A 26,452-nucleotide genomic window follows, 5' to 3' on the forward strand; every position below is an offset into this window, starting at 1 on the left:
ATTACAGTAACGCTTGGACGTTGAAGTTTTTAATTTCTTCAATGCTCATATAATCTGGGTTATCGAGAGAGTTATACTCGAAACCTTGAGCAACTTGCTCGCCTTTTTCACCCAGTGCATTCACCGTAAAATCATTGCTACGACTACTGAATTTTATGCCCGGAGCGATTACAAAATGATCGCTATATTCGTACGTTTCAAAGCATAAGTCGGCAGGACACATCACTTCGTGTAACTTTTCACCTGGGCGAATACCAATTATTTTAATTGGTAAGTCAGGTGCCATGGCTTTGGCAAGATCAGTAATGCGAATTGAAGGGATCTTCGGTACGAAAATCTCACCACCTAACATACGCTCAAAGTTAGTTAGAACAAAATCAACACCTTGTTGCAGGCTAATCCAGAAGCGAGTCATTTCTTCATGAGTAATTGGTATATGGTCGCGGCCTTGGTCGATAAACTTTTGGAAAATAGGCACAACAGAGCCACGCGAACACACTACGTTACCGTATCTTACGACAGCAAAGGTTGTTTTATGACCGCCAGCAATATTATTAGCAGCAACAAATAACTTGTCTGATGCAAGTTTAGTCGCACCATATAAATTGATTGGGTTCGCGGCTTTATCAGTTGACAGTGCAATGACTTTTTCTACGTTATTATCAAGGGCAGCATCAATGACGTTTTCAGCACCATTAATATTGGTTTTGATACATTCCATTGGGTTGTATTCAGCGGCAGGTACTTGTTTTAATGCTGCTGCGTGAATCACATAGTTTACGCCACGCATAGCTCGACGAAGTCTTTCTTTATCACGAACATCGCCAATGAAGTATCGCATACACGGTTGGTCAAACTCTTGCTGCATTTCAAACTGTTTTAGTTCGTCCCGTGAGAAGATAATAATCTTCTTAGGTTTATAACGTTCTAGTAGCGTTTTGACGTATTTTTTACCGAATGAACCGGTACCACCGGTAATTAAAATTGTTTTATTGTCGAACATAGCGTTACCCGAGTTATTTTTCATTGGCGTTTGATACGCAAAGTGAGAATTTTGACACAATTCTCAGTAATTTAACTATTAACTAATACACTAGCAAGTCAGATGCCAAGTTAATTTATCTAAACCATGGTACAAAGTACAAAATTTGGCAAATTAAGCTATAATTTAAGCAATCGGTTTGTCGGAGGCCGCCATGAAAATTCAATCACCCAATACTGGGTTTTTAAACCAAACTCAGCAAACGAGTAATAAGCTTGCTGAGCAACTAGCGTCAGGTAAAAAAGTAAACTCAGCGGCAGATGATGCCGCTGCATTGCAAATTATTGATAGATTAACGTCACAACAAGATGGCTACAGCCAAGCAATTAATAATGCGTACGATGGCATTTCTTACTCGCAAGTAACAGAGTCAAATCTATCTGGTGTGAATGATGCCGTTTCTCGCATACGAGAGCTGTCTATTCAAGCGGGTAATGGTGCGCTCACAGACAGTGATAGGGCAGCACTTCAAGAAGAAGTGTCGCAATTACAAACGCAAATTTCAGAAACGTTTGAAAATGCGACATTCGGTGGTAAACCTTTATTTGATGGTGAGCAAGTGTCGTTTCAAGTTGGTCTTGATGCCAACACCACACAATCAGTGACGCCATCTGATGGTAGTATTGCTTCAGTTATTGCGGGAATCGATATTTCAACCCAAGCAGGTGCTCAAGCTGCCATTGATATTAGCGACCAAGCAGCAGAGGAAATTAACACCCAAAGAGCTGAGCTAGGCGCTTTTCAAAACACCTTGACGAGTACGATAAAAGGTTTAGGTAACCAGCGAGAGAACATTGCTGCGAGCCAAAGCCGAATAGAAGATACTGACTATGCAAAAGCCGTGTCTGATCAAGTAGCTAATGATATTTTATCGCAAGCATCGGTTGCCTTACGTGGTCAGGCTAATCGTTCAGCCGAGTCTATATTAGGTTTACTTTAATTCTTTAGTATTAAATTTTAGTGCTAAGTGACTATTTTTTGGCGTTGATGTCAATAAATTGCCGCTTAGCGCTTGCATCCCTCCTAAACTCGCTTACAATTTAGAAATTAACTAACCTCGTGGTAACTGTGGTTCGCCAATAATGATCTTAATTTTAGACAATAATAATAATCGTGCGATAGGTTTACATGCAGCACTTACCTTCATTGGTGAAACTGCACAATTAGTTGATGAGACTTCATTACAGTCTTTTTGTGAAAAACATCAACAGCAAGAATGCATGGTCATTCTTGGTGCTTTACAGCAGCTAAACCACGAGGCTGTGATCAAACAGTTTCCTGCCATTCCGTTTTTATTAATTGGTGAAACACTCAAACCGCTGCTAAGCATTGCTAATGTAGTTGGTTTAATTTGTGAACCGTTTAACCATGATGTAACTACTCAGCTATTGCATGATTGTCAGCAATATCAACGCATGCTACCGGGTGACCATAAACAAGCGAAATCTAACAAATCATTTGATGGTTTAGTCGGTGAAACCGAAGCTGTAAAAGATGTGCGCTTTTTAATTGAGCAAGTAGCAAAAACCGATGCCAATGTGCTGATCTTAGGTGAGTCAGGCACAGGTAAAGAAGTTGTTGCACGTAACGTTCATTTACTCTCTAAACGCAATACAGGGCCATTTGTGCCGGTAAACTGTGGTGCTATTCCTGGTGAACTACTTGAAAGTGAGCTGTTCGGCCATGAAAAGGGGGCCTTTACGGGCGCTATTTCTGCACGCAAAGGGCGCTTTGAATTAGCGCAAGGCGGCACGCTGTTTCTAGATGAAATAGGTGATATGCCTTTACAAATGCAGGTTAAACTACTACGTGTGTTGCAAGAGCGTAGCTATGAGCGAGTAGGGGGTACTAAGCCTATTCAAGCTGATGTACGCATTATTGCTGCAACTCACCGCAACCTTGAAGAGATGATTGAAAAGGGCGACTTCCGTGAAGACCTTTTTTATCGCTTAAACGTGTTTCCAATTGAAAACCCTTCGCTAAGTGAGCGTGCTGACGACATTCCTCTGCTTTTAAAAGAGTTAATGCGTCGTGTGAACGAGCAAAGTGGCACAACGGCCAAATTTACTGAGCGTGCGATTCAAAGCTTAAAAGAGCATGCGTGGCCGGGGAATATTCGTGAGCTTGCTAACTTAGTTGAGCGCATGGTGATCATGTTCCCTGATAAAGTAGTTGATGTGCCAGATTTACCAGCTAAATATCGTTATATCGAAGTTGAGGCTTATGAGCCTGAGTACCCTGAAGAGTTGATGGAGCGAGATGCTTTCAACGATATTTTCAGTACCGGCTTTAGTGATTACGATGAGGAAGAGCTTGATACCCCAGCTACAACGGTAGACTCGGGTTTATTACCTGATGAAGGGATTGAGCTGAAAGAGTATCTTGCTGAGCTTGAAATCAGCTTAATCAGCCAAGCATTAGAGCGCTACGATTATGTTGTTGCACGTGCTGCAGAAATTTTAGGTGTAAGACGCACCACACTGGTCGAAAAAATGAAGAAATACAACCTAACGCGCGACTAAGCCGCGTTAGGTGTCTTGCTCGGTTTTATCTATTCGTATTCACTGATTATCTCAGCTTTTCTAAAGCAATCATTGCTATGGTCATTGACCATACCGCAGGCTTGCATATGCGCATACACAGTCGTTGGGCCTAAAAATTTAAAGCCACGCTTTTTTAAATCTTTGGCAAATGCTGTTGAGGCTTCAGTAATAGCCGGATAGTCTGCTAATTTATCGAGGTCGTTTACCAGTGGCTTGCCACCCACAAACTGCCATTGGTAGTTTGAGAAACTGCCAAACTCCTTTTGAATTTCAATAAAACGCTGCGCGTTATTGATAGTGGCAGCGATTTTAGCGCGATTACGAATAATGCCTTCAAACTGCATTAACCGTTCGACGTCGTCTTCGGTCATTTTGGCAACTTCTTCAACAACAAAGTTTTTGAAGGCACTTCGATAGCCATCACGCTTTTTAAGTATGGTATACCAACTCAGTCCCGCTTGTGCTGACTCTAAGGTTATAAACTCAAATAAGCGGTGATCATCATATAATGGCACCCCCCATTCTTGGTCATGATAGGCCACATAATCTTCTTTGCTGGTATCGAGCCATGGGCAACGACAATGGTGTTCTTTTTGCATTATTCCCTCGCGATTGTCATTTTTTTGTCAGTGTTGTTTTTGTCTTTAATCTATTGAAATAAAACAAAAATAAATTTGGTACGGATTGTGCATTTGACTAGGTAGACACGATTTTTTGAGTATCGATTATGGCCTTAGCAAATGTCCTAAAACCACAATTTATCACAGCCAAACAATATAACCCATGCTTACAGCAAGAAGAGTATGTGGGTGAATTGAGTGAGCTGCGCCAACAAGCCAGTTGGTTAGGCCACTTGGTTGATACCATGCCTGCGGGTGTGGTGGTTTTAGATGGCCGAGGCATGATCGCAAAAGCCAATCAAATTGCCATTGATATGCTAGGTGAGCCGCTTGAAGGTGAAAAGTGGTTTAGCGTTATTCAACGTTCATTTCGACCAAAGCAAGACGATGGACATGAAGTATCACTTAAAGATGGTCGATTAATTAAGCTTGATATTACTGCGCTTGCTCCAGAGCCTGGGCAGTTAATTCTAATGACAGATTTAACTGAAACCAGACGCTTACAAAAGCGAGTTGCACATATGCAGCGCTTAAGTGCGCTTGGCAAAATGGTTGCTTCGCTTGCTCATCAGGTCAGAACACCGTTATCAGCTGCCATGCTTTATGCCGCAAATTTAGGCTCAAAGCGATTGCCAGAAAGCTCGCGTGGTAACTTTCATACAAAATTAATGTCGCGTTTAAAAGATTTAGAAACCCAAGTGAACGATATGCTGTTATTTGCCAAAAGTGGTGAGCAACAAGTAGTCGAAAGCGTTTCAATGCAACAGTTACTTAATGAAGTAAAAGCCGGTGCTGATGCGATGGTTGCGCAAAATAACAGTGAGCTAAGCGTGAACTTACCAGAGCCAGATATTGAAATTGTGGGTAATAAAACAGCTCTGGCGAGTGCTATTCAAAACCTGATCCACAACAGTATTCAAATTATTGGCTCTGAGGCTGTGGTAACCCTGAGTGCTGAACGTGACGAAACTAGCGAAAACTGTGTTCGCATTAGTGTCAGTGATAATGGCCCAGGTGTTGATTTACGCCATGCCAACAAATTATTCGAACCTTTTTATACTACCAAAAGCCAAGGCACGGGGCTTGGACTTGCTGTTGTAAATTCAGTCGCCAATGCGCACCAAGGACGGGTTGAAGTAACTAATAATGCTCATGGGGGAGCATGTTTTAGTTTGATCTTGCCAATTAGTGCAGAACCAATGTCAGCGGAGGCAAAATGAATACTAACTCTATTTTAGTCGTTGAAGACGACGCAGGCTTACGAGAAGCACTGATCGATACCCTTGAAATGTCGGGTATTGATTGCGTTGCTGCAGATAGCGCTGAACAAGCGATGATCTTACTTAAGCAAAATAGCTATTCATTGGTTGTTAGCGACGTGCAAATGGGCGCAATGAGCGGCCTTGACCTGTTACGAAGCATTAAACTTAATTATCCTGAGCTGCCAGTATTAATGATGACAGCCTATGCCACCATTGATGATGCTGTAGAGGCAATGCGTTTAGGCGCGATTGATTACATGGCAAAACCGTTTGCCCCAGAAGTGCTTCTTAACATGGTGAGTCGTTATTTGCCTGAAAAGGAAAAAGAAACCGATGGCCCAATTGTTGCCGATCCATCGAGCATTAAGTTATTAGAACTTGCCAGTAAAGTAGCGCGCTCAGATGCCAGTGTTATGGTGCTTGGCCCAAGTGGGTCAGGTAAAGAAGTGTTGGCTCGTTTTATCCACGATAAATCAAACCGTAGCGATGCCCCCTTTGTGGCTATTAACTGTGCTGCTATTCCTGAAAATATGCTTGAAGCAACTTTATTCGGTTACGAAAAAGGGGCGTTTACTGGCGCTATTCAAGCCTGTCCTGGTAAATTTGAGCAAGCTCAAGGTGGTACCATCTTACTTGATGAAATTACGGAGATGGATTTAGGCTTACAAGCTAAATTACTGCGTGTACTGCAAGAGCGCGAAGTAGAACGTTTAGGTGGCCGTAAAACCATAGAGCTTGATGTACGCGTACTGGCTACAAGTAACCGCGACTTAAAAGAAGCGGTGAGCGAGAATCTGTTCAGAGAAGATTTATATTATCGCTTAAATGTGTTCCCGCTAATGTGGAAACCATTAGCAGAGCGTCCGGGTGATATTATTGTATTGGCCGAGCATTTAATTGAGCGCCATTGCCTGAAAAGTAAAGAGCCTATTGCGCTATTAACCGAAGGAGCTAAGCAAAAGCTGCTAGCGCATGCTTGGCCGGGTAATGTGCGCGAGCTTGATAATGTTATTCAACGTGCGTTGATATTATGTGATGGTAACAGTATTCATCAAGATGATGTCTTTATTGAAGAATTACTCACGGTGGATATAAAACCAGTCGCTACGCCACCACACAATGCACCGGCTTATCAAGAACAGCCTGTTGACGTTAATCTAGATACTGTGCCACAAATGAGTGAGCAGGGTAACTACAAAGACGAGCTTAAAGACAAAGAGCATCGTATTATTTTAGAAACCTTAGCGCGCTGTAATGGTAAGCGTAAAGAGGTTGCAGAAACCTTAGGTATTAGTCCGCGCACGTTACGTTATAAATTGGCGCAAATGCGTGACTTGGGTATTGCCTTACCTGCATAAACTCCCACCAAAAAGTTAGTTTAGCAAGCTCACATTTTTGTGAGCTTGTTTGCTGTCAAAACTCTGACAAACAAAATAAACACGTTAAATTATTGATATATATTGATTTATTTTGTGGCATGATTTGTGCTTTATCAGTGCATAAGTAAACTGCATTGTCAGAGAGTATTATGAAAGTTCAAAACAGCGCATTATTTCAAGAAATGCAATCTATGGCCTTAGAAGCAGGTCGTAGTAACTCAATTAATAATTTACCAACACAAACTCAGCCAACATCATCGGCACAGTTTGGTGATTTACTTACCAATGCACTTGATACAGTGAATGGCTTACAACAAGAAGCAAAACAAAAAGTAACGGCAATGGAAATGGGCGACCGCAGTGTTTCTCTTGCTGACGTTATGATTGCTTCGCAAAAGTCATCAGTCGCTTTTGAAGCAACGGTACAGGTTCGAAATAAGCTTGTTGAAGCTTATAAAGAAATCATGAACATGCCTGTTTAACTAGGTAGTGGAGAATTATTGTGGCGCAATCTAATCAATCAACTGATCTAGCCTTAGCCGGCGGTGGTATCGATTCAAACGATACCGATGATCATCAAGAGCAAAAGTCAGGCTACTTAAGTGCCTTAAACGGTGTAGACGTTTTACGCCAGGTTACTTTAGTGATTGCTTTGGCAATCTGTTTGGCTATCGCAATTTTTATTATTATTTGGGCTCGTCAGCCAGATATGCGTCCGCTTGGTAAAATGCCAACGGAAGAGCTTATTCAAACGCTGGACTTTTTAGACGCTCAAAAGATTGATTACGAACTTGATGGTAATGTCATCTCTGTTGAAGAAGGTGAATACCAAAACATTAAATTATTGATGGCTCGTGAAGGCCTTGAGCAAGCGCCAAGCTCAGGTACTGACATCATCATGCAAGATATGGGTTTTGGTGTAAGCCAACGCCTTGAACGTGAACGTTTAAAACATGGTCGTGAGCAACAGCTTGCGCGTACCATCGAAGAGCTAAAAAATGTTACTCGCGCCAAAGTACTTTTAGCTATTCCAAAAGAAAACGTCTTTGCTCGCCGTGAAAAGCAACCTTCAGCAACTGTTGTATTGACCTTAAAACGTGGTCGTACACTTGATGGTGAAGAAATTGACTCAGTGGTTGATATTGTTGCATCAGCGGTGCAAGGCCTATCGCCAGAGCGCGTTACTGTGACTGATCAAAATGGTCGCTTACTTAACTCAGGTTCACAAAATTCACTTGCTGCTCGCTCTCGCAAAGAATATGAAATTGAGCGTAAACGTGAAGAAGAATACTTAAATAAAATCGACAGCATCCTTATTCCTGTTGTGGGCTTAGGTAACTATACAGCGCAAGTTGATTTAAATATGGATTTTAGCGCCGTAGAAGAAACACAAAAACGTTATAACCCAGACCTACCTGCTGTGCGCAGTGAAACGACATTCGAAGAAAATAACATTGGTGGTCTTGCTGTGGGTATTCCAGGAGCACTCACAAATCAGCCGCCAGTAAATTCTAATATTCCTGAAATTGCAGGCCAAGGCAGTGCGGGTTCAGCAACAAATCCTAGTCGTTCGCATAAAGAAGCAACACGCAACTACGAGCTAGATACAACAATCTCACATAAACGTCAGCAAACAGGGGTTATTCGTCGCATCAGTGTGTCAGTTGCCGTTGATTATGTACCACAAGTAGGTGAAAACGGTGAAACGACCATGGTTCCTCGCTCTGTTGAAGCATTGTCAAATATCCGTCGTTTACTACAAGGTGGTGTAGGCTTTGACATGCAACGTGGTGATGCACTTGAAGTTGTCACAGTGCCATTTGTTCGCGAAGACACAGAAATGGCAGCCGAAGTGCCGCTTTGGGAACAAGATTGGTTCATGAAGATGCTACGCTTAGCATTAGGTGCACTGGTTATCATCGTACTGATTGTATTCGTAGTAAGACCAATGCTGAAACGTCTAATCTACCCAGACGATACACTTGAAGATTATGATGAAGATGCATTAAGTGCAGGTGTAGATATTGGTGATAGTACGCTAGATATGCTAAATAAAGAATTTGACTCTGCTGCTGTAGGATTCTCAAGTGATGGTACACTACAGCTGCCAGACTTACATGGCGATGAAGATTTACTCAAAGCAGTTCGAGCATTGGTTGCAAATGAACCAGAACTGTCTTCTCAAGTAGTGAAAGCGTGGTTAACAGAAGATGACTGATCAAGAACAAAAACAACTACCACCGGCGTTTGATGTTGATAAATTAGACGGTGTTGATAAGGCGGCAATCTTATTGCTGAGCTTATCAGAAGAAGATGCTGCGCAAATCCTTAAACACTTAGAGCCAAAGCAAGTGCAAAAAGTGGGTATGGCAATGGCTGCGCTAGATGATTTATCGCAAGCGAAAATTAGCGCAGTACATAATTTGTTTATTGAGCAAATTCAAAGCTTCAGTACCATTGGTTTCCAATCTGAAGACTTTATCAAAAAAGCGCTTACTGCAGCTCTTGGTGAAGATAAGGCTGCCAGCCTTATCGACCAAATTGTTATGGGTTCAGGAGCGAAAGGTCTTGATTCATTGAAGTGGATGGACTCAAAACAAGTAGCGAATATTATTCGTAATGAGCACCCGCAGATTCAAACCATTGTTTTATCCTATTTAGAACCTGAGCAATCAGCTGAAATCTTGTCGCAATTCCCAGAAAAAGTGCGCTTAGATTTAACCATGCGTATTGCTAACCTTGAAGAAGTTCAACCTGCAGCATTGCAAGAGCTGAACGAAATCATGGAGAAACAGTTCGCAGGCCAAGCAGGTGCGCAAGCTGCGAAAATGGGCGGCTTAAAAGCGGCTGCTGATATCATGAACTACCTAGATACCAATATCGAAGGTCAGTTAATGGATTCAATCCGTGAACACGATGAAGAAATGTCGCAGCAAATCCAAGACCTTATGTTTGTATTTGAGAACTTAATGGACGTTGAAGACCGTGGTATCCAAGCGATCCTGCGCGAAGTACAGCAAGATGTACTGATGAAAGCAATCAAAGGTACAGATGAAGCCCTGAAAGAGAAAATCTTGGGTAATATGTCGAAACGTGCCGCAGAGTTACTTGCTGATGATTTAGAGGCGATGGGCCCTGTTCGTATTAGTGAAGTAGAAGCAGCACAAAAAGAAATTCTTTCAACGGCACGTCGTTTAGCTGACTCAGGCGAAATTATGCTTGGTGGCGGTGGTGGTGAGGAGTTCCTGTAAACCATGACTAAGCCTTCGTTTCATACCGGACGTCCTGTGCATGCCAGTGAAGCAGTCGATGAATTACTGGAAAACTGGCCGATTCCTGATGTTGCACAAGATACCCGAAAACTGGCAGGGCGCTCTACAGCGTATGGCACGCCTTTAGCTGACTTATACCGCAAAGAGCAGCAAAAACAGCAGGTTGAAGAACAACCTGAAGAGCCTGAGATCCCAGCTTTAACCATGGCAGAGCTTGAACGAATTCGTCAAGATGCCTTCGAAGAAGGGTTAAAGCAAGGCCATGAACAAGGCTACATTGATGGCTTTGAAAAGGGCGCACATGAAGGTAAAGAAGCGGGCTTTAAAGAAGGCGTTGAACTTGGTAAAGAACAAGGCCAAGAAGAAATCAAGCCAATTTTAGAAGAGCAACTAACCACGTTAAGAAGCTTACTTGATAGCTTATCTCAGCCATTATCAAAAGTTGATGAAAGTGCAGAGAAGCAGTTAGTGCAGTTAGCAGTGATGCTGACAGAGGTCTTAGTTTACCAAGAAATTAAAACCTCCCCAGAGATTATTTTGCATGCATTAAAGCAAGCCATTGACGCATTAGGTGAAGAGCAAGCGAAAGTACGTATTCACTTACATCCTGATGACATCGCTTTAATTACCGAAAGTTATGGCGAACAAACCATTGCAGATAACCATTGGCAGTTAGTGGCTGAGCCAACCTTAGAGCGTGGTGGTTGTGAAATTAAAACCCCGCAATCATCGCTCGATATGACAATAAAAACCCGCGTCAAAGAAACGTTGGAAAACTTTTTGCATAGTAGTGGTATCTAACACTTTTTAGGCTCATCATGAGTGCTCAATCAATGACTCTTAGCGAACGCTTACAGCGCTATGAAAAACATATCAAGGCTCCTAAACCGGCTGTTGCCGGTATTCTGACGCGTGTTGTCGGTTTAACACTGGAAGCAAAAGGTCTTAGAGCGCCCGTTGGCAGTCAATGTAAAATTGAGACGATAAACGGCTTTGTTGATGCTGAAGTTGTGGGGTTTAACGACCAAACACTTTATTTAATGCCAAATGATCACATCTCTGGCGTACTGCCTGGTGCGCGAGTTATCCCAAAAGTAAACGAAACCGGGTTGCCGGTTGGCATGAGCTTACTTGGCCGAGTGGTGGATGGTCTTGGTCGCCCACTTGATGGCTTAGGTGCTATTAATGCTGAGCATTACCTAAAGTTTGCGCAAAACCCAATTAACCCGCTGGCAAGACGTCCAATTAGTCAGCCTATGGACGTGGGTGTACGAGCCATCAATTCTGTTATTACCGTAGGTCAAGGCCAGCGTATGGGTCTGTTTGCAGGCTCTGGTGTCGGTAAGTCAGTGTTACTGGGGATGATGACCCGCGGATCTGAAGCGGATGTGATCGTGGTAGGGCTTGTGGGTGAGCGTGGCCGTGAGGTAAAAGAATTCATTGAAGAAATCCTTGGCGTTGAAGGTCGTAAGCGCTCAGTGGTGGTTGCAGCTCCTGCCGATGCTTCGCCATTAATGCGTTTAAAAGGCTGTGAAAGTGCAGTGACGATTGCGGAATACTTCCGCGATCAAGGCCTTAACGTGTTGTTATTACTTGACTCTGTTACCCGTTATGCCATGGCACAACGTGAAATCGCCTTAGCGGTTGGCGAGCCTCCGGCAACCAAAGGTTACCCGCCTTCAGTATTTGCTAAATTGCCTGCGCTGGTGGAGCGTGCTGGTAATGGTGGTGAAGGGCAAGGTGCCATTACAGCGTTCTTCACTGTACTTAGTGAGGGCGATGATATGCAAGACCCAATCGCTGACTCGGCCCGCGCTATTTTAGATGGTCACATTGTTTTATCTCGAGATTTAGCCGACAGTGGTCATTATCCAGCCATTGATATCGAAAAATCGATTTCTCGTGTTATGCCACAGGTTGTTTCAGAAGCGCATATGCAACAAGCCCGAGTGCTTAAGCAAGTGTATTCAATGTATCAACAGAACAAAGACATGATCACGTTAGGGGCCTATCAAAAAGGCACCGACCCTATGCTCGACCAAGCAATCAATATGATGCCGCGAGTCAATCAATTCCTTCAGCAAGGCATGAAAGACGTTATTAGTTATGATGATGGTCTGCAAGGTCTTGCGCAGTTATTAGGACAAGGCTAATGGCTAAAAGTAAACTTGATTTATTGTTAAAACTTGAGAGCGATAAAGAAGAATCATTACGTATGGATTACTTAAAAGCGCAGCAGCACTTACAAAGTAATCAACAAAAACTGCAAGGGTTGAATAACTTTCGCATGGAGTATTCTCAGCAGTTACATTTGAAAGGGCGTTCTGGTTTGTCTAGTGCCGGGTTTAGTCAATATCATGCGTTTATCGCGAAAATTGAAGAAGCCATACGCCAGCAAGCAAGTACTGTGAATACTGCAAAACAAGTAGTCACTCAGCGAAAAGCCTTGTGGTTAAAACAGCAAGTTAAAGCAAAAGCAGTGGCGAAGTTGATTGAAAAGCAAGCTGAAAAGCAAGCGATGCTGGTGGCGAAAGCAGAGCAAAAAATGTTAGACGAATTTGCTTCAAATCAGTTTTATCAGCGTCAGCTTAAAAACGCACTTCTCTAAAATTCTAACCTTTTTAGGCATGTTAATTGCATTTACTTAATCAGAAGCATTAATTTTGGCACTTGCGGCGGCAAATTGCCTCATTTCTTTAGGTTACTAGGTTAGGTGAATTATGGCGATCAGTGATATCAATTTGCAGGTTAAAACTGAGCAAGGTACTGGTTTTTCAGGCAAAGACATAGAGTCTAACGAAAAAGCATCGGGATTAAGCTTTTTAACTTCACTCACAGAAGCAAGTGAAGCGGCAAACGCGCATGCAAGTACCAAATCTCAACCAAAAAGTGATACCGACACCGACACTGACTCTGTTGATGAAACTAAAGCTATTAGTCTTTCTGAAGAGCCTAAATCAGATGCCAAATTAGGTGATGAGAACACAACTAGTGATGCTAAAGTTGCAACTGCTACCACGTCTACAGAGCAGCAATCTAAAACAAGTCCAGATATTCGTAATGAAGCTGTAACTAAAGAGCAAGGCGATGAACTCGCCCTTGTCGAAGACGAAGAAAATTCATTACTTTCACAAATAAATGCAGCTCAAGCAATGAGTACGAAAGTTAATAAACTGATTGGAAATAATGAGTTTAGTCCGGTGGTTGTTGATAAAAAGCCAACCCCAATCGATACTATTACACCGGTTATACCGTCACCGATGACAGAGGTTGCAAAGACCGATGATTCAAAAATCGTAGCACAAGATGACAATTCTGTATCAAGCTTATTACACAAGTCAAAAGTTGCGACAGCGGTTGATAGCCAACTAAAAGCGATGGGTGATTTACCGCCAAAAGATAGCGTGACCCCCATTGTTGATAGCCCATTAACCGATAAAGAAAAGCAGGGTGTGTCTGCTGTTAATACGCCTGATACAAAACCTCAGGTGGCTAACATTGCCAGTGCAGCACAAGTAATTGACAGTAAAGAAACAGCAGTTGATGTAGACGCTCTTTTAAATAGCGCCAAAAAACAATCAGCGAATGTAGACACATTAAAATCATCTGAAGAAAAAGTGCCTGATACAAATGAGACAAGCAAAGTTGCTTTAAACAAACTACTTAGCGATACAGATAATGGCACTCAAAGTGATGTGAAAACGGCTGATGTGACGGCAAAGCAAGCACAAAACAACGGTGATAAGTCAGCGGTAAATCTAGCTACTGATGAGTTGGTAGTTCAAAAAAGCGATGCAGCAAGCGCAGCGAGAACATCAGACAAACCAACTGACGCAGCAATCAAGTTAGAACTAGCATTTACAGAAAAACCAGTAACAGATAAGTCAATCGTTAGCCTATTTGCAAAAGTGCAAAGTGGTGATGGACAAACGGTAAGTGAGTTCGCTAAGGGGTTATCTTTAACGTCTGAACAACAAAAGCAACTTGAGCAACAAATAAATCAACTAAAAGCTGATAACAAGCTTGGTGCTGATGAGGTGGCAACAATCAAGTCGCTATTGACTGATGTGATGAGTAGTAAGCCTACAACACAAACTACACAGAGTGTTGTATCACAACAAGCTGTAGAGCCAGAAATTGCTGATGACAGTCAGACGCAGCAAGACGTTAAACTCGCAGATAATAAAGCCCTTGATAGCAAACTGCCTGCAAGCGTAGAAAAGCAGCTTACTGCTCTTAGTAAAGATGAACAGCAAGCACTGTTAAACAAAGTGAATGCTCAGCTTCAAACGCTAACGCCGGGCACAGCTCAGTACGAAAAATTATCTGCGGCACAAACGGTGCTTACAGAGGCAATTAATACCCCTGCAACAGCCAGTACAGCGATGCCAGTAAGTGCAGTAACGGTCAATGCTGAAAATAATAAAGCGAAACAAAATAACACAGCGCAAGTTGCAGCGCAGGTGAGTGAAGCGATTGCTGGTGAAGACGTCACCGCAGAGCAAGAGGTTAAGCTCAATAGCGAACGCACCCAAGAGGCAGTGACGCCCCGTGTGGCGCAATTATTTAATCAATTAACGGCGCCATTGAATACGGCGACTCAAACTGGTGCTTATGAAGTGGCGCATCAGCAATATGAGCAAGCGCTTGATGTACAAACAATGCATACGCAAACAACACAAACGCAGGCTCAATCTAAATCAGTGAGCGTTGACCCTGGTGTAATGCAAGCGATAAACATCATAAAAAGTGATGCAGCGAAGATGCTTCAAGAGCGCGTGAGTGCATTATTAAATATTAATAATAAAGAAGCTGAAATTCGCTTAGACCCGCCAGAAATGGGCAGTATGCAAATTCGTATACGTAGTGATGCTGAGCAAGCTCAAATTAATTTTGTAGTGCAAAATCAGCAGGCTAAAGAGGCATTAGAGCAGTCAATGCCACGTTTAAGAGAAATGTTAGCACAACAAGGGATTGAGCTGGGTGAGAGCAGTATTCAGCAAGGTAGCCCTGAGCAACAAGATGGGCAGTCAGGGCAGGGGCAGTTCGCTGGAAATCAACAAACAGATGAGCAACAACCAGAAGTATCAGCGCAAAGCTCAGAAACTTCTCGACAACAATCGTCATCATCAATAGATTACTATGCATAAGTCCTGCTATTATAAGAAATAAAATAGTTACAGCATGATGAGCTAATAGCTGTAACGCTGAAGGAATTGACAATGGCCGAAGAAGCAAATTTAGAAATAGAAGATACAGGTAAAGGCAAAAAGAAGCTGATTATCATCATTGCTGCTGTAGTGTTGATTGTTGGTGCAGCAGCAGGTTACTTTTTGTTTATGGGTGGTGATGCTCCGGAAGAGAGTTTGGCAGATGAAACAACCGCTGCTGAGGTTGCTGCACCATCAAGTTCGGCACAAGTTGGCTCAGCCCTTTATGTAGCCATGCCACGTCCATTTGTTTTTAACGTGCCAGGCGCTAGCCGCGACCGAATCGTGCAGATAAAAGTACAGTTGCTAGTGCGTGGTGAAGTAAATGAAGAAACTGCGAAAAAGCATATTCCACTTATCGAAAGTACATTGTTAAGCGTACTTTCTACCACGACAGCTGATGAATTAGGTACCAGCGAAGGTAAAGAATCAGTGCGTGTAGCAGCACTTGAAAAAGTGCAATCAGCATTAAATGATGTTGAAGGCAGCAAAGTGATTGAGCGGGTATTATTTACCGGCTTTGTGATGCAATAAGGGGTCAGCGTGAGCGATTTATTATCTCAAGACGAAATTGATGCGCTCTTACACGGCGTTGATGAAGTCGAAGAGGAAGATATTCACGACGGTGATGATTTAGACAGTAATACTCTACAGTATGACTTCTCATCACAAGATCGTATTGTCCGTGGTCGTATGCCGACCTTGGAAATCGTGAATGAACGTTTTGCCCGTCATATGCGAATTAGCCTATTTAATATGATGCGCCGCACCGCTGAGGTGTCAATTAACGGCGTGCAGATGATTAAGTTTGGCGAATACATCCATACCTTATTCGTGCCAACCAGCTTAAACATGGTCCGTTTTCGTCCGTTAAAAGGGACTGGCTTAATTACCATGGAAGCGCGTTTAGTATTCATTTTGGTGGATAACTTCTTTGGTGGTGATGGCCGTTATCATGCAAAAATTGAAGGCCGTGAATTTACCCCAACAGAGCGCCGTATCGTACAAATGCTGCTTAAAATCATCTTTGAAGATTATAAAGAAGCATGGGCACCAGTTATGGACGTGTCTTTTGAGTACCTTGACTCAGAAGTAAACCCTGCAATGGCTAACATCGTAAGTCCGACCGAAGTCGTTGTTATTAGCTCTTTCCATATTGAGCTTGACGGTGGGGGTGGTGATTTCCATATCGCATTACCTTACTCAATGCTTGAGCCAATCCGTGAATTACTTGATGCTGGTGTGCAATCAGACACTGAAGATACCGACTTGCGTTGGAGTAAGGCACTGCGTGATGAAATCATGGATGTTGAAGTGGATTTATCAACGCAATTACTTGAAGTTGATTTAACGCTGCAACAAATCATGGAGCTTAAAGCTGGCGATATTATCCCTGTTGAAATGCCAGAACATATCACCGTATTTATTGAAGAGCTGCCGACCTTTAGAGCGAAAATGGGTCGTTCTCGTGACAATGTGGCACTCCAAATTAGCGAAAAAATTAAACGCCCTGAATCAGTTAAGTCAGAACTACATGTGTTCACAAAAGGTGGCAAAAAACTGGATTCAGATGCAGAATTAGCAGAACTAGAAGAAGATCTACATTTATCTGAAGGTGTAGATTTAGACTGGTAGTCGATTTATAAGGTTAAACATAATGAGTGATGATCAAGATACAATGGACGAATGGGCAGCGGCCTTAGCCGAAGCTGAGGAAGCCGAAAATGCCTCAAGCGATGCTGCTGTGGCAGAGCTTGATGAATTAAAAGATGAGAGACATGAGCTCTCTGGCGATGAAAAACGCAAACTCGATACCATCTTAGACATTCCCGTCACTATTTCGATGGAAGTGGGTCGTTCAAAAATCAATATTCGTAATTTACTACAGCTAAACCAAGGTTCAGTGGTTGAACTAGACCGTGTTGCTGGTGAGCCTCTTGATGTGTTGGTTAATGGGACGCTTATCGCTCACGGTGAAGTCGTTGTGGTAAACGATAAGTTTGGTATTCGTTTAACTGACGTTATTAGCCAAGTTGAACGTATTAAAAAGTTACGATGAATGTGTTAATCGCTTTAGCGAGTGCGTCGAGCACTGCATTTCCAACGGCATCACCGACGGCAGATTTACTGTCTATGGTGATGTCTTTGCTTTTAGTGTTGGTCGTTATTGTTGCATTGGCTTTTTTGGTAAAAAAATTAAACCCAAATCTTGCCAATAGTGATGAGTTTAAAGTTGTGCGTAGTTTGCCTTTGGGCTCTCGTGAACGCTTAATGGTCATTGAAATTGATAACGCTCAGCACTTAATTGGTGTGACCCCGCACAGTATTAATTACCTGCACAAGCTAGAAACACCATTACAAGAAAAAGAATTGCCAGAGCTTGCTAAAAAATTTGGTAAGTTACTGAACCCACAATCACCTTCAAATAAAAAGAATTAACGCTATGATCAAGTGGATACTTATTTTAGCAAGTGTGTTATTTCTGCCATCAGTTAATGCTGAGGGTATAGAAGCACTGACCATTACCACCAACCCTGATGGTTCTCAAGATTACTCTGTGACGCTACAAGTGTTAGCGATAATGACAGCGCTGAGTTTTATCCCAGCTGCGGTCATTATGATGACATCATTCACTCGGATCATTGTGGTATTGGCTATTTTGCGTCAAGCAATCGGTCTGCAACAAACTCCATCGAATCAAATATTGTTAGGTATGTCACTGTTTTTAAGTATCTTTATTATGGCGCCAATTTATCAACAGGTGAATGAGCGTGCTATAGAGCCTTACTTAAATGAACAGGTTACCTCCGTGCAAGCGTTAGAGCTTGCCAAAGAGCCAATGAAGGCGTTTATGCTTTCGCAAGTTAGGGTTAAAGATTTAGAAACCTTCGCGAAAATAGCCGGTTACGACAAACTCGATTCGCCAGAAGACACGCCGCTTATTGTGTTGATCCCTGCGTTTGTTACCAGCGAACTGCAAACAGCCTTTATCATTGGCTTTATGTTTTTTATCCCATTTTTGATTGTGGATTTAGTCGTCGCTTCGGTATTAATGGCAATGGGTATGATGATGCTTTCACCAATGATTGTGTCGTTACCCTTTAAGATCATGCTATTTGTGTTAGTGGATGGTTGGAGCCTAGTAATGGGCACGCTTGCGAAGAGTTTTGGGCTTGGGGTATAGCGATGCAATTCAAGGCACTTAATTAGGTCGGAGGCACAAAATGGAACCAGAAATTTTTGTCGATATACTAAGTGATGCTTTGTTTTTAGTCATTAAATTAGTATCGGCTATTGTGGTGCCAGGCTTGTTAGTTGGTCTTGTTGTTGCTGTTTTCCAAGCGGCAACCTCAATCAATGAGCAAACATTAAGCTTTTTACCACGCTTACTAATCACTATCAGTGCGCTTATTGTTGGCGGTCACTGGTTTACCCAAGAACTCATGGATTATTTTATTCGATTAGTGATGTCGATACCGGAGATTGCAGGCTAAATGGAATTTCCGTTTGCTGTCATCATTCAATGGCTCAGCGACTTTTTGCTGCCTTTGGTGCGTATTAGTTCCATGATTATGATCATGGCAGGGCTTGGCGCCAGGAATGTACCAACCCGTATTAAGCTAGGTTTAGCTGTGGTGGTCACCTTTGTCGCTGTGCCTATGCTGCCGCAAGCAACTTTTAATAATCTGTTCTCGTTTGAAATGGTTCTTGTGGTAATTCAGCAAATGCTGATTGGTGTGGCAATCGGGTTCGCATCAACCTTACTCCTTAATACCTTTGTTCTTGCTGGACAAATACTTGCGATGCAAACCGGTCTTGGTTTTGCGTCTGTTGTTGACCCATCAAATGGCTTAAACGTGCCAGCAGTTGGTCAGTTTTATTTGATTCTGGCGACCTTACTGTTTTTTGTTTTTAATGGTCATTTAATGATGATCCAAATGGTCATTCATAGTTTTGAAGTCTTACCAATCGATGGTAATTGGTGGTCAGTTGATCACTACTGGGATATCGTTACGTGGGGTGGCTGGATGTTCACTACCGCTTTGGTACTTGCTTTAGCACCACTGACAGCCATGCTGGTGATTAACATGTCGTTTGGTGTAATGACCCGTGCAGCACCGCAGTTAAATATTTTTTCGATTGGTTTTCCGTTTACCTTAGTGGCAGGGCTCGTGATTATTTGGGCAACGCTAGGTAACTTCATGACTCAATTTGAGTTTCAGTGGTTAAAAATGGTTGAGTTAATGTGCAGCCTTGTTGGTTGTACACCTTAGGAGCACGCCATGGCTGAAGATTCAGGTCAAGAAAAAACCGAAGAACCCACCGGGAAAAAAATAGACGACGCCAAGAAAAAGGGTCAGGTTGCTCGCTCGAAAGAGCTAGGCACCATGTTCGTACTTATCTTCTCGGCAGTCTCGCTATTGCTGTATGGCCCTGAAATTGGCAAAGGTCTGTATAATGTGATGGGGCGTTTATTAAGCCTTAATCGCAATGAAACCTACGATACCACTAAGATGTTTTCAGTGTGGGGCATAGTCGCAGATGCGTTATTATTCCCCATGGCTATGTTCGTATTGATCATCGTAATAGCTGCATTTATTGGTAATACGCTCTTAGGAGGCTATAACTTCAGTTGGCAAGCGGCAGCACCAAAAGCAAGTAAAATGTCGCCTGCAAAAGGCATTAAACGTATGCTCGGCCCGCAAGCAGGGGTAGAGCTGGTTAAGTCAATTTTAAAATTTGTTGTGGTTGCCGGTTTTGCGGTGTTCTTAATTAATACCTTTTTCGATGAAATTCTGCATTTAAGTATTGAAAGCGCGCCGGGTAATTTTATTCATGCTCTCGAAATCCTATCTTGGATGTTCTTAGGTTTGACTTGTACTTTGATACTCATTGCTGCGATTGATGCCCCTTATCAAAGCCATAAGCACCACAAACAGCTTAAAATGACCCTACAAGAGGTGAAAGACGAATATAAAAACTCTGAGGGTGATCCGCAAATAAAAGCCCGTATCCGTCGTACACAGCGTGAAATGTCGCAAAGACGGATGATGCAAGATGTACCCGATGCTGATGTTATCGTAACCAACCCGACGCACTACTCAGTCGCGCTTAAGTACGACACAGCCAAGGCTGGCGCACCAATTGTGATTGCCAAAGGGGTCGATGAGCTTGCCATGCAAATTCGTAAAGTAGGTAAGGGGAATGATGTCCCCATTGTTGAATCGCCAATGCTTACACGTGCCCTGTATCACACCACCGATGTCGGCCATCAAATACCCGATCAGCTATTCACTGCTGTTGCGCAAGTTCTGGCTTATGTCTTCCAGTTAAAACGCTTCCAAAAAGGACGTGGAAAACGCCCTGTACCACTCAATAAAAAGCTCCCAATACCCGATGCTTATAAATATTAATAAGTAGCAATGTAACTTGGAATAGTTATTGCAAATTCCGTGTAGTGTCAATTTTTTGAAATTGTTGAATTATGGAATTTAAAGCGGTATTACAACAACTTAACAGAGATAAAAAAGAATATGCGAAGGGTATCGGCACGCCATTAATGGTACTTGCTGCGCTGGGCATGGTGATTTTACCCCTGCCACCATTTCTTTTAGATATTCTTTTTTCGTTTAATATCGCGTTAGCGCTGGTGGTGTTGCTGGTCACGGTTTACACCATGAAACCCCTTGAATTTGGTATGTTCCCCGCGGTACTACTAATTGCAACTATCATGCGCTTAGCGCTGAATGTCGCCAGTACCCGTGTAGTATTACTCGAAGGTCATAATGGTGGGGATGCAGCCGGTAAAGTTATCGAGGCCTTTGGCTCGGTTGTTATCGGCGGTAACTATGCTGTTGGTTTAGTGGTCTTCCTGATTTTAATCATTATTAACTTTGTGGTTATCACCAAAGGTGCTGGCCGTATTTCAGAAGTATCAGCTCGCTTTACTCTTGATGCAATGCCAGGTAAACAAATGGCGATTGACGCTGACTTAAACGCTGGTTTTATCAGTGCAGAGCAAGCCCGTGAACGCCGTGAAGAAGTAACCCGCGAAGCCGATTTCTATGGTTCAATGGATGGTGCGAGTAAGTTCGTAAAAGGCGATGCAATAGCGGGTATCGTTATTCTAGTGATTAACATCGTTGGTGGTTTATTTGTTGGTATGATCCAACATGATTTATCGTTCAGTCGTGCAATGGAAGTGTATACCTTACTGACCATTGGTGATGGTCTTGTTGCACAGCTACCTTCACTGTTACTGTCAATCGGTACTGCAATCGTTGTTACCCGTCAAAATGAATCGCACAATATGGGCGATCAAGTTAAGAACCAGTTAGGTAACGAAAAGTCTCTTTATATCGCATCAGGTATTTTGATCATCATGGGTCTAGTACCAGGTATGCCGCATATCGCATTTTTAAGTTTAGGTGCATTACTAGGTTACCTTGCTTATTTCACCCAACAACAAAAAGCCAAAGCTGAAGCCGAAAAAGCAGAGCAAGAAGCAAATGGTGGTGCGCCAGGTACAGGTGTTGCTAATAAACAAGAGCAAAAAGAACTTGGCTGGGATGACGTACAGCAAGTTGATGTTATTGGTTTAGAAGTGGGTTATCGCTTAATTCCACTTGTTGACCAATCTCAAGGTGGGGAACTGTTAAATCGTATCAAAGGTGTGCGTAAGAAACTGTCTCAGGAGCTTGGCTTCTTGGTACCTCCTGTGCACATTCGCGATAACTTAGAACTTGATCCGAATGCTTACAGAATCACTATGATGGGTGTTTCAAGCGGTGAGGGTGAGTTGAAACATGGTGATGAGTTAGCAATCAACCCAGGCCAAGTATTTGGTCCAATCAAAGGGGTTGCAACAAAAGATCCTGCATTTGGTCTAGATGCAGTATGGATCAAACCTGATCAAAAAGATGAAGCACAGTCACTTGGCTATACTGTGGTTGATTCCGCGACTGTGGTTGCAACTCATATTAGTCAGTTACTCACTAATAGCGCAGCTTTACTACTGGGTCATGAAGAAGTTCAAAACTTATTAGATATGTTAGCGAAGAGCCATCCTCGACTTGTTGAAGGTCTGGTTCCTGACGTATTACCACTTACTACTGTTGTTAAAGTGCTACAAAACTTACTCAATGAAGGGGTAGCAATTCGCGATATGCGTTCAATTGTTCAAACCCTTGTTGAGTATGGCCCGCGTAGCCAAGACCCTGATGTACTAACGGCTGCAGTGCGAATTTCACTGCGCAGACTTATCGTTCAAGACGCTGTTGGTATGTCTTCTGAGATCCCTGTCATAACCTTGGCGCCTGAGTTGGAACAGATGTTGCATCAGTCACTTCAGAATGCAGGTGACGAAGGTGCCGGAATAGAGCCAGGCCTTGCAGAGCGACTTCAACAATCATTGAATGAAGCGCATCAAAACCAAGAAATGGCCGGTGAACCTTCGATACTGTTAACGTCAGGAATGTTACGTACTGTGTTATCTCGCTTCGTTAAGTACACCATCCCAGGTTTAAGGGTGATGTCTTACCAAGAGGTACCAGACGAAAGACAGATTAAGATTGTCAGCTCAGTAGGCCAACAATAGGATAGTAAAGGGGTGAACCATGAAAATTAAACGTTTTTTTGCTAAAGATATGCGCACTGCACTGAAAGAAGTGAAAGATGAACTAGGTGTTGATGCGGTTATTATGTCGAACAAAAAGCTTGCTAACGGCGTTGAAATCGTTGCAGCAGTAGACTATGACAAAGCAGCCCCGAAAGCCGAAGCTAAACCAGTAGTGGCACAATCAGCACCTGCTCCACAGCATAACTTTGTTAAACCTGAGCCTATGCGTGCTAAACCTGAGCCGCAAGCGAAAGTTGCTGATAGCCTACAAGCGTTACTTGAGCGTCAAGCCCCACGCCCTCGTTCGCCAGAGCTTGCATCAATGTTTAGCCAATCTGGTATCGATACCAGTGAGCACTATCAGCCTAAAGCACCTAGCTATCAGCAACAACAACCTGAGTATGCACACGCTCCTCGTTTTCAACAACAAGCAGCGCCTCGTGTGCAAACTCAAGCACATAGCTTAGGTTTTGATGACGACTTAGATTCTGGTTTTGATGATTTAGATTCACCTGCAGAGCACAAAAGCGCTGCGCCAGCTAATCAATCAGAAATGACGACCATGCGCGAAGAAATGAACGCGATCCGTCAATTACTTGAACACCAAGTTTCTGGCTTAATGCAACAAGACATGGCTCGTCGCGATCCGACTCGTGCGTGTATGATTGACCGTTTAGCAGGTATGGGCATTGAGCGTAATGTAGCAGAGCAAATGGCGTGTTTCATTCCTGACGATGTATCTCGCCAACAAGCATGGCAAGCATTACTGCAAATGGTTGAAAACCAAATGCATACAACGAATAACGAAATATTGCGTCAAGGCGGTGTATTTGCGTTAGTGGGTCCAACAGGCGTTGGTAAAACTACCACAGTTGCAAAACTAGCTGCATTAGGTGCGCAAAAATATGGCGCCGATAAAGTGGCGTTGATCACTACTGATACTTACAGAATTGGTGCCTACGAACAATTGGCGACTTATGGTCGTATTATTGGTTGTGGCGTAAAGCAAGTAAAAGATGCGAATGAATTAGCAGAAGTGTTATACCATTTACGTAATAAGCGTCTAGTATTAATAGACACAGCGGGTATGAGCCAACGCGACTTACGTTTAACTGAGCAATTAAACACCCTAATGCGTAATCAGCGTGTTGATATTCGTAGTTATTTAGTATTAAGTGCAACAGCACAGATTAATGTCTTGCAAGAAACCGTAAGACACTTTAAAAAGGTTCACCTAAGTGGCTGTATCTTCACTAAATTGGATGAATCTTTAAGTTTAGGTGAGATTATTAGCATAGCGATTCAAAATCGTCTGCCAATAGGGTATCTTACTAACGGTCAGCGCGTTCCTGAGGATATTCGCGTAGCGAATGCTGAAAAACTAGTGAAAAAAGCTGAACAATTGTATTTAAAACGAGCAAAAGCACAACATTCAAGACGTCAAGCAGTAGCGTCGAACACAGTAGGGATGTATGATTAACACAGTATTAGATCAAGCAAGCGGCCTGCGCAAAATGAATCAAAATAATAATAGTGGCGTTAAAGTTATCGCTGTTACTGGCGGTAAAGGTGGTGTGGGTAAAACCAACGTTTCACTCAATACCGCAATCGCATTAGGTCAGCTAGGTAATCGTGTATTAGTATTAGATGCCGATTTAGGTCTGGCAAACTGTGACGTAATGCTTGGCCTTCGTGTTGAACGTAACTTATCTCATGTTTTATCAGGCGAGTGTGAGCTTGATGAAATTCTTGTTGAAGGCCCTGCAGGCATCAAAATTGTACCAGCAACGTCTGGCTCACAAAGCATGGTGGAATTAACACCTTCAGAGCATGCAGGCCTTATTCGCGCTTTTAGCGAGTTAAACACCGAGTTTGATATTTTAATTGTCGATACCGCCGCGGGTATTTCTGACATGGTATTAAGCTTTTCTCGTGCAGCCCAAGATGTTGTTGTGGTTGTATGTGATGAACCTACCTCAATTACCGATGCTTACGCACTTATTAAAGTCCTGAGCCGTGAGCATGGCGTATACAAATTTAAAATCGTTGCCAATATGGTGCGCAGTATGCGTGAAGGGCAAGAATTATTTGCTAAACTTTCAAAAGTAACGGATCGTTTTTTAGATGTTTCAATGGAGTTAGTAGCAACCATTCCTTATGACGAGAACATGCGTAAATCAACGCGTCGTCAAAAAGTGATTGTTGAATTATTCCCGAACTCACCGGCAGCGGTGGCGTTTAAAACATTAGCAACAAAAGCAGTTAAGTGGCCGATCCCTAATCAACCGTCTGGCCATTTAGAATTTTTTATTGAAAAACTAGTAAACGGCTAACTATGACAACATCGGTGAATAAAGCGATGGGATATCAATCAGCACAGAATCTGAATGCGATTGTTGAAAAACATGCCTCTTTAGTTAAAAAAGTGGCGTGCCATCTAATTGCTCGTTTACCTGCCAGTGTACAACTCGATGATTTAATTCAATCAGGTATGATTGGCCTGATTGAAGCGTCAAAAAACTTTGATGCAAGCAAAGGTGCAAGCTTCGAAACTTTCGCAGGTATTCGTATTCGTGGTGCGATGTTAGACGAAATTCGTAGAGGTGATTGGGCTCCTCGCTCAGTTCACCGCAATGCCCGCCTTGTGGCTGAAACCATATCTGAATTAGAAAGTACGCTAAATCGTGAACCAAAAGACACTGAAGTAGCTGAAAAACTTGATATTACACTGGATGAGTACCATCATATTCTACATGATGTAAATTCGAGTAAAGTATTAGGTATAGAAGACTTAGGCGTAGATGAAGACGTCATCACACCAGTAGGTCAGGATTTAGGACTAGACAAACCGTTTAATAACGTTAAAAATGAGCGGTTTAACCAGTCTCTATTAACGGCAATCCAATCGTTACCAGAAAGAGATGCTCTTGTTTTGTCTTTGTACTACAACGACGAAATGAACTTAAAAGAAATAGGACACATACTCGATGTTAGCGAGTCGCGTGTGAGTCAAATACATGGTCAGGCGATGATTAAGCTCAAAGCAAAAATCAATGACTGGATTAATTAGTAGTAAGTAAATAAAGGTTCAAACCTCACCGGAGGATGTTTTGGATAAAAACATGAAAATTCTTGTTGTTGATGATTTTTCTACAATGAGACGTATCATTAAAAATCTATTAAGGGATTTAGGTTTTACCAATGTGCAGGAAGCTGACGACGGTTCAACAGCATTACCAATGCTACAAAATCAAGAATTTGATTTTGTTGTAACAGATTGGAACATGCCTGGTATGCAAGGTATTGATTTGTTACGCGCAATTCGTGCTGATGATAGCCTTAAGCATATTCCTGTATTAATGGTGACAGCTGAAGCGAAAAAAGAACAAATTGTTGCTGCTGCTCAAGCAGGTGTTAATGGCTATATCGTTAAACCATTCACTGCTGCGACACTTAAAACCAAATTGGAAAAAGTGTTCGAACGTTTAGGTTAATCTAAGGGGAGA

General features: G+C 42.6%; 26 protein-coding genes. 24 read left to right on the forward strand and 2 right to left on the reverse strand.

Going from position 1 to position 26,452, the window contains the following annotated elements; all coding sequences use genetic code 11:
* Position 1: 1 nt before the first annotated feature.
* Positions 2 to 1,003 carry a UDP-N-acetylglucosamine 4,6-dehydratase (inverting) gene (pseB, locus tag NH153_RS18150; RefSeq protein ID WP_063707199.1) on the reverse strand — a complete coding sequence of 334 codons (1,002 nt, stop codon included), beginning with the start codon at positions 1,001 to 1,003 and terminating at the stop codon, positions 2 to 4.
* Between the two features lie 193 nt (positions 1,004 to 1,196).
* On the opposite strand from pseB, the gene NH153_RS18155 reads away from it, so the two are divergent.
* The gene (locus NH153_RS18155; RefSeq protein WP_063706571.1) at positions 1,197 to 1,982 is read left to right on the forward strand and encodes a flagellin N-terminal helical domain-containing protein; all 786 of its coding nucleotides are present in this window, start codon (positions 1,197 to 1,199) and stop codon (positions 1,980 to 1,982) included.
* A 142-nt stretch (positions 1,983 to 2,124) separates the two neighbouring features.
* Entirely contained in the window at positions 2,125 to 3,564 is a 1,440-nt protein-coding gene (locus NH153_RS18160) for a sigma-54 dependent transcriptional regulator (protein WP_063706573.1), read from the forward strand.
* 29 nt (positions 3,565 to 3,593) lie between these two features.
* Here NH153_RS18160 and NH153_RS18165 read toward each other — a convergent pair whose 3' ends face one another.
* Entirely contained in the window at positions 3,594 to 4,184 is a 591-nt protein-coding gene (locus NH153_RS18165) for a DNA-3-methyladenine glycosylase I (RefSeq protein ID WP_063706575.1), read from the reverse strand.
* A 128-nt stretch (positions 4,185 to 4,312) separates the two neighbouring features.
* Here NH153_RS18165 and NH153_RS18170 point away from each other — a divergent pair, with 128 nt between their 5' ends.
* The 22 genes from NH153_RS18170 (at position 4,313) to cheY (ending at position 26,440) form a co-directional block, all read left to right on the forward strand.
* Positions 4,313 to 5,425 carry a sensor histidine kinase gene (locus tag NH153_RS18170; protein ID WP_063706577.1) on the forward strand — a complete coding sequence of 371 codons (1,113 nt, stop codon included), beginning with the start codon at positions 4,313 to 4,315 and terminating at the stop codon, positions 5,423 to 5,425.
* Positions 5,422 to 6,825, forward strand: a complete 1,404-nt coding sequence (locus NH153_RS18175) for a sigma-54-dependent transcriptional regulator (RefSeq protein WP_063706579.1) — start codon at positions 5,422 to 5,424, stop codon at positions 6,823 to 6,825. The genes NH153_RS18170 and NH153_RS18175 overlap by 4 nt, the downstream gene beginning before the upstream one ends.
* A 170-nt stretch (positions 6,826 to 6,995) precedes the next feature.
* Entirely contained in the window at positions 6,996 to 7,328 is a 333-nt protein-coding gene (fliE, locus tag NH153_RS18180; RefSeq protein ID WP_063706581.1) for a flagellar hook-basal body complex protein FliE, read from the forward strand.
* A 20-nt stretch (positions 7,329 to 7,348) separates the two neighbouring features.
* Positions 7,349 to 9,064: a flagellar basal-body MS-ring/collar protein FliF gene (fliF, locus tag NH153_RS18185; protein ID WP_063706583.1), complete on the forward strand. Its 1,716-nt coding sequence runs from the start codon at positions 7,349 to 7,351 to the stop codon at positions 9,062 to 9,064.
* A complete protein-coding gene (fliG, locus tag NH153_RS18190) occupies positions 9,057 to 10,097 on the forward strand; it encodes a flagellar motor switch protein FliG (RefSeq protein WP_063706585.1) in 1,041 nt (346 codons plus the stop codon). The genes fliF and fliG overlap by 8 nt, the downstream gene beginning before the upstream one ends.
* Before the next feature lie 3 nt (positions 10,098 to 10,100).
* The gene (gene fliH / locus NH153_RS18195) at positions 10,101 to 10,919 is read left to right on the forward strand and encodes a flagellar assembly protein FliH (protein ID WP_063706587.1); all 819 of its coding nucleotides are present in this window, start codon (positions 10,101 to 10,103) and stop codon (positions 10,917 to 10,919) included.
* Between the two features lie 17 nt (positions 10,920 to 10,936).
* Positions 10,937 to 12,271, forward strand: coding sequence for a flagellar protein export ATPase FliI (gene fliI, locus NH153_RS18200; RefSeq protein WP_063706590.1), 1,335 nt, complete (start codon positions 10,937 to 10,939; stop codon positions 12,269 to 12,271).
* Positions 12,271 to 12,726, forward strand: coding sequence for a flagellar export protein FliJ (fliJ, locus tag NH153_RS18205; protein ID WP_063706592.1), 456 nt, complete (start codon positions 12,271 to 12,273; stop codon positions 12,724 to 12,726). The genes fliI and fliJ overlap by 1 nt, the downstream gene beginning before the upstream one ends.
* A 112-nt stretch (positions 12,727 to 12,838) precedes the next feature.
* Positions 12,839 to 15,268: a flagellar hook-length control protein FliK gene (locus tag NH153_RS21985; protein ID WP_063706594.1), complete on the forward strand. Its 2,430-nt coding sequence runs from the start codon at positions 12,839 to 12,841 to the stop codon at positions 15,266 to 15,268.
* Positions 15,269 to 15,340: 72 nt separating this feature from the next.
* Entirely contained in the window at positions 15,341 to 15,862 is a 522-nt protein-coding gene (gene fliL / locus NH153_RS18215; RefSeq protein ID WP_063706596.1) for a flagellar basal body-associated protein FliL, read from the forward strand.
* 9 nt (positions 15,863 to 15,871) lie between these two features.
* Positions 15,872 to 16,963: a flagellar motor switch protein FliM gene (gene fliM / locus NH153_RS18220; RefSeq protein WP_063706598.1), complete on the forward strand. Its 1,092-nt coding sequence runs from the start codon at positions 15,872 to 15,874 to the stop codon at positions 16,961 to 16,963.
* A gap of 22 nt (positions 16,964 to 16,985) precedes the next feature.
* Entirely contained in the window at positions 16,986 to 17,387 is a 402-nt protein-coding gene (gene fliN / locus NH153_RS18225; RefSeq protein ID WP_063706600.1) for a flagellar motor switch protein FliN, read from the forward strand.
* Positions 17,384 to 17,767, forward strand: a complete 384-nt coding sequence (fliO, locus tag NH153_RS18230) for a flagellar biosynthetic protein FliO (protein WP_063706602.1) — start codon at positions 17,384 to 17,386, stop codon at positions 17,765 to 17,767. The genes fliN and fliO overlap by 4 nt, the downstream gene beginning before the upstream one ends.
* 4 nt (positions 17,768 to 17,771) lie before the next feature.
* Positions 17,772 to 18,512, forward strand: coding sequence for a flagellar type III secretion system pore protein FliP (gene fliP, locus NH153_RS18235; RefSeq protein ID WP_063706604.1), 741 nt, complete (start codon positions 17,772 to 17,774; stop codon positions 18,510 to 18,512).
* Between the two features lie 40 nt (positions 18,513 to 18,552).
* On the forward strand, positions 18,553 to 18,822 hold the full coding sequence (gene fliQ, locus NH153_RS18240) for a flagellar biosynthesis protein FliQ (RefSeq protein ID WP_063706606.1): 270 nt from the start codon (positions 18,553 to 18,555) through the stop codon (positions 18,820 to 18,822).
* Complete coding sequence (gene fliR, locus NH153_RS18245) at positions 18,823 to 19,602, forward strand: flagellar biosynthetic protein FliR (RefSeq protein ID WP_063706607.1); 780 nt, start codon at positions 18,823 to 18,825, stop codon at positions 19,600 to 19,602. It begins immediately after the preceding gene.
* Between the two features lie 9 nt (positions 19,603 to 19,611).
* The gene (gene flhB, locus NH153_RS18250) at positions 19,612 to 20,742 is read left to right on the forward strand and encodes a flagellar biosynthesis protein FlhB (protein WP_063706609.1); all 1,131 of its coding nucleotides are present in this window, start codon (positions 19,612 to 19,614) and stop codon (positions 20,740 to 20,742) included.
* Positions 20,743 to 20,813: 71 nt separating this feature from the next.
* Positions 20,814 to 22,925 (forward strand): flagellar biosynthesis protein FlhA, encoded by a 2,112-nt coding sequence (gene flhA, locus NH153_RS18255; RefSeq protein WP_063706611.1) that lies wholly within the window; start codon positions 20,814 to 20,816, stop codon positions 22,923 to 22,925.
* Between the two features lie 19 nt (positions 22,926 to 22,944).
* Positions 22,945 to 24,426: a flagellar biosynthesis GTPase FlhF gene (gene flhF, locus NH153_RS18260; protein WP_063706614.1), complete on the forward strand. Its 1,482-nt coding sequence runs from the start codon at positions 22,945 to 22,947 to the stop codon at positions 24,424 to 24,426.
* Positions 24,419 to 25,279 (forward strand): MinD/ParA family ATP-binding protein, encoded by an 861-nt coding sequence (locus NH153_RS18265; RefSeq protein WP_036970099.1) that lies wholly within the window; start codon positions 24,419 to 24,421, stop codon positions 25,277 to 25,279. The genes flhF and NH153_RS18265 overlap by 8 nt, the downstream gene beginning before the upstream one ends.
* Before the next feature lie 26 nt (positions 25,280 to 25,305).
* The gene (locus tag NH153_RS18270; protein WP_054562345.1) at positions 25,306 to 26,016 is read left to right on the forward strand and encodes an RNA polymerase sigma factor FliA; all 711 of its coding nucleotides are present in this window, start codon (positions 25,306 to 25,308) and stop codon (positions 26,014 to 26,016) included.
* Between the two features lie 40 nt (positions 26,017 to 26,056).
* The gene (gene cheY / locus NH153_RS18275; RefSeq protein ID WP_016708035.1) at positions 26,057 to 26,440 is read left to right on the forward strand and encodes a chemotaxis response regulator CheY; all 384 of its coding nucleotides are present in this window, start codon (positions 26,057 to 26,059) and stop codon (positions 26,438 to 26,440) included.
* Positions 26,441 to 26,452 lie beyond the last annotated feature (12 nt).

The organism is Pseudoalteromonas gelatinilytica (genome assembly GCF_001641615.1).
GTDB lineage: Bacteria > Pseudomonadota > Gammaproteobacteria > Enterobacterales > Alteromonadaceae > Pseudoalteromonas > Pseudoalteromonas gelatinilytica.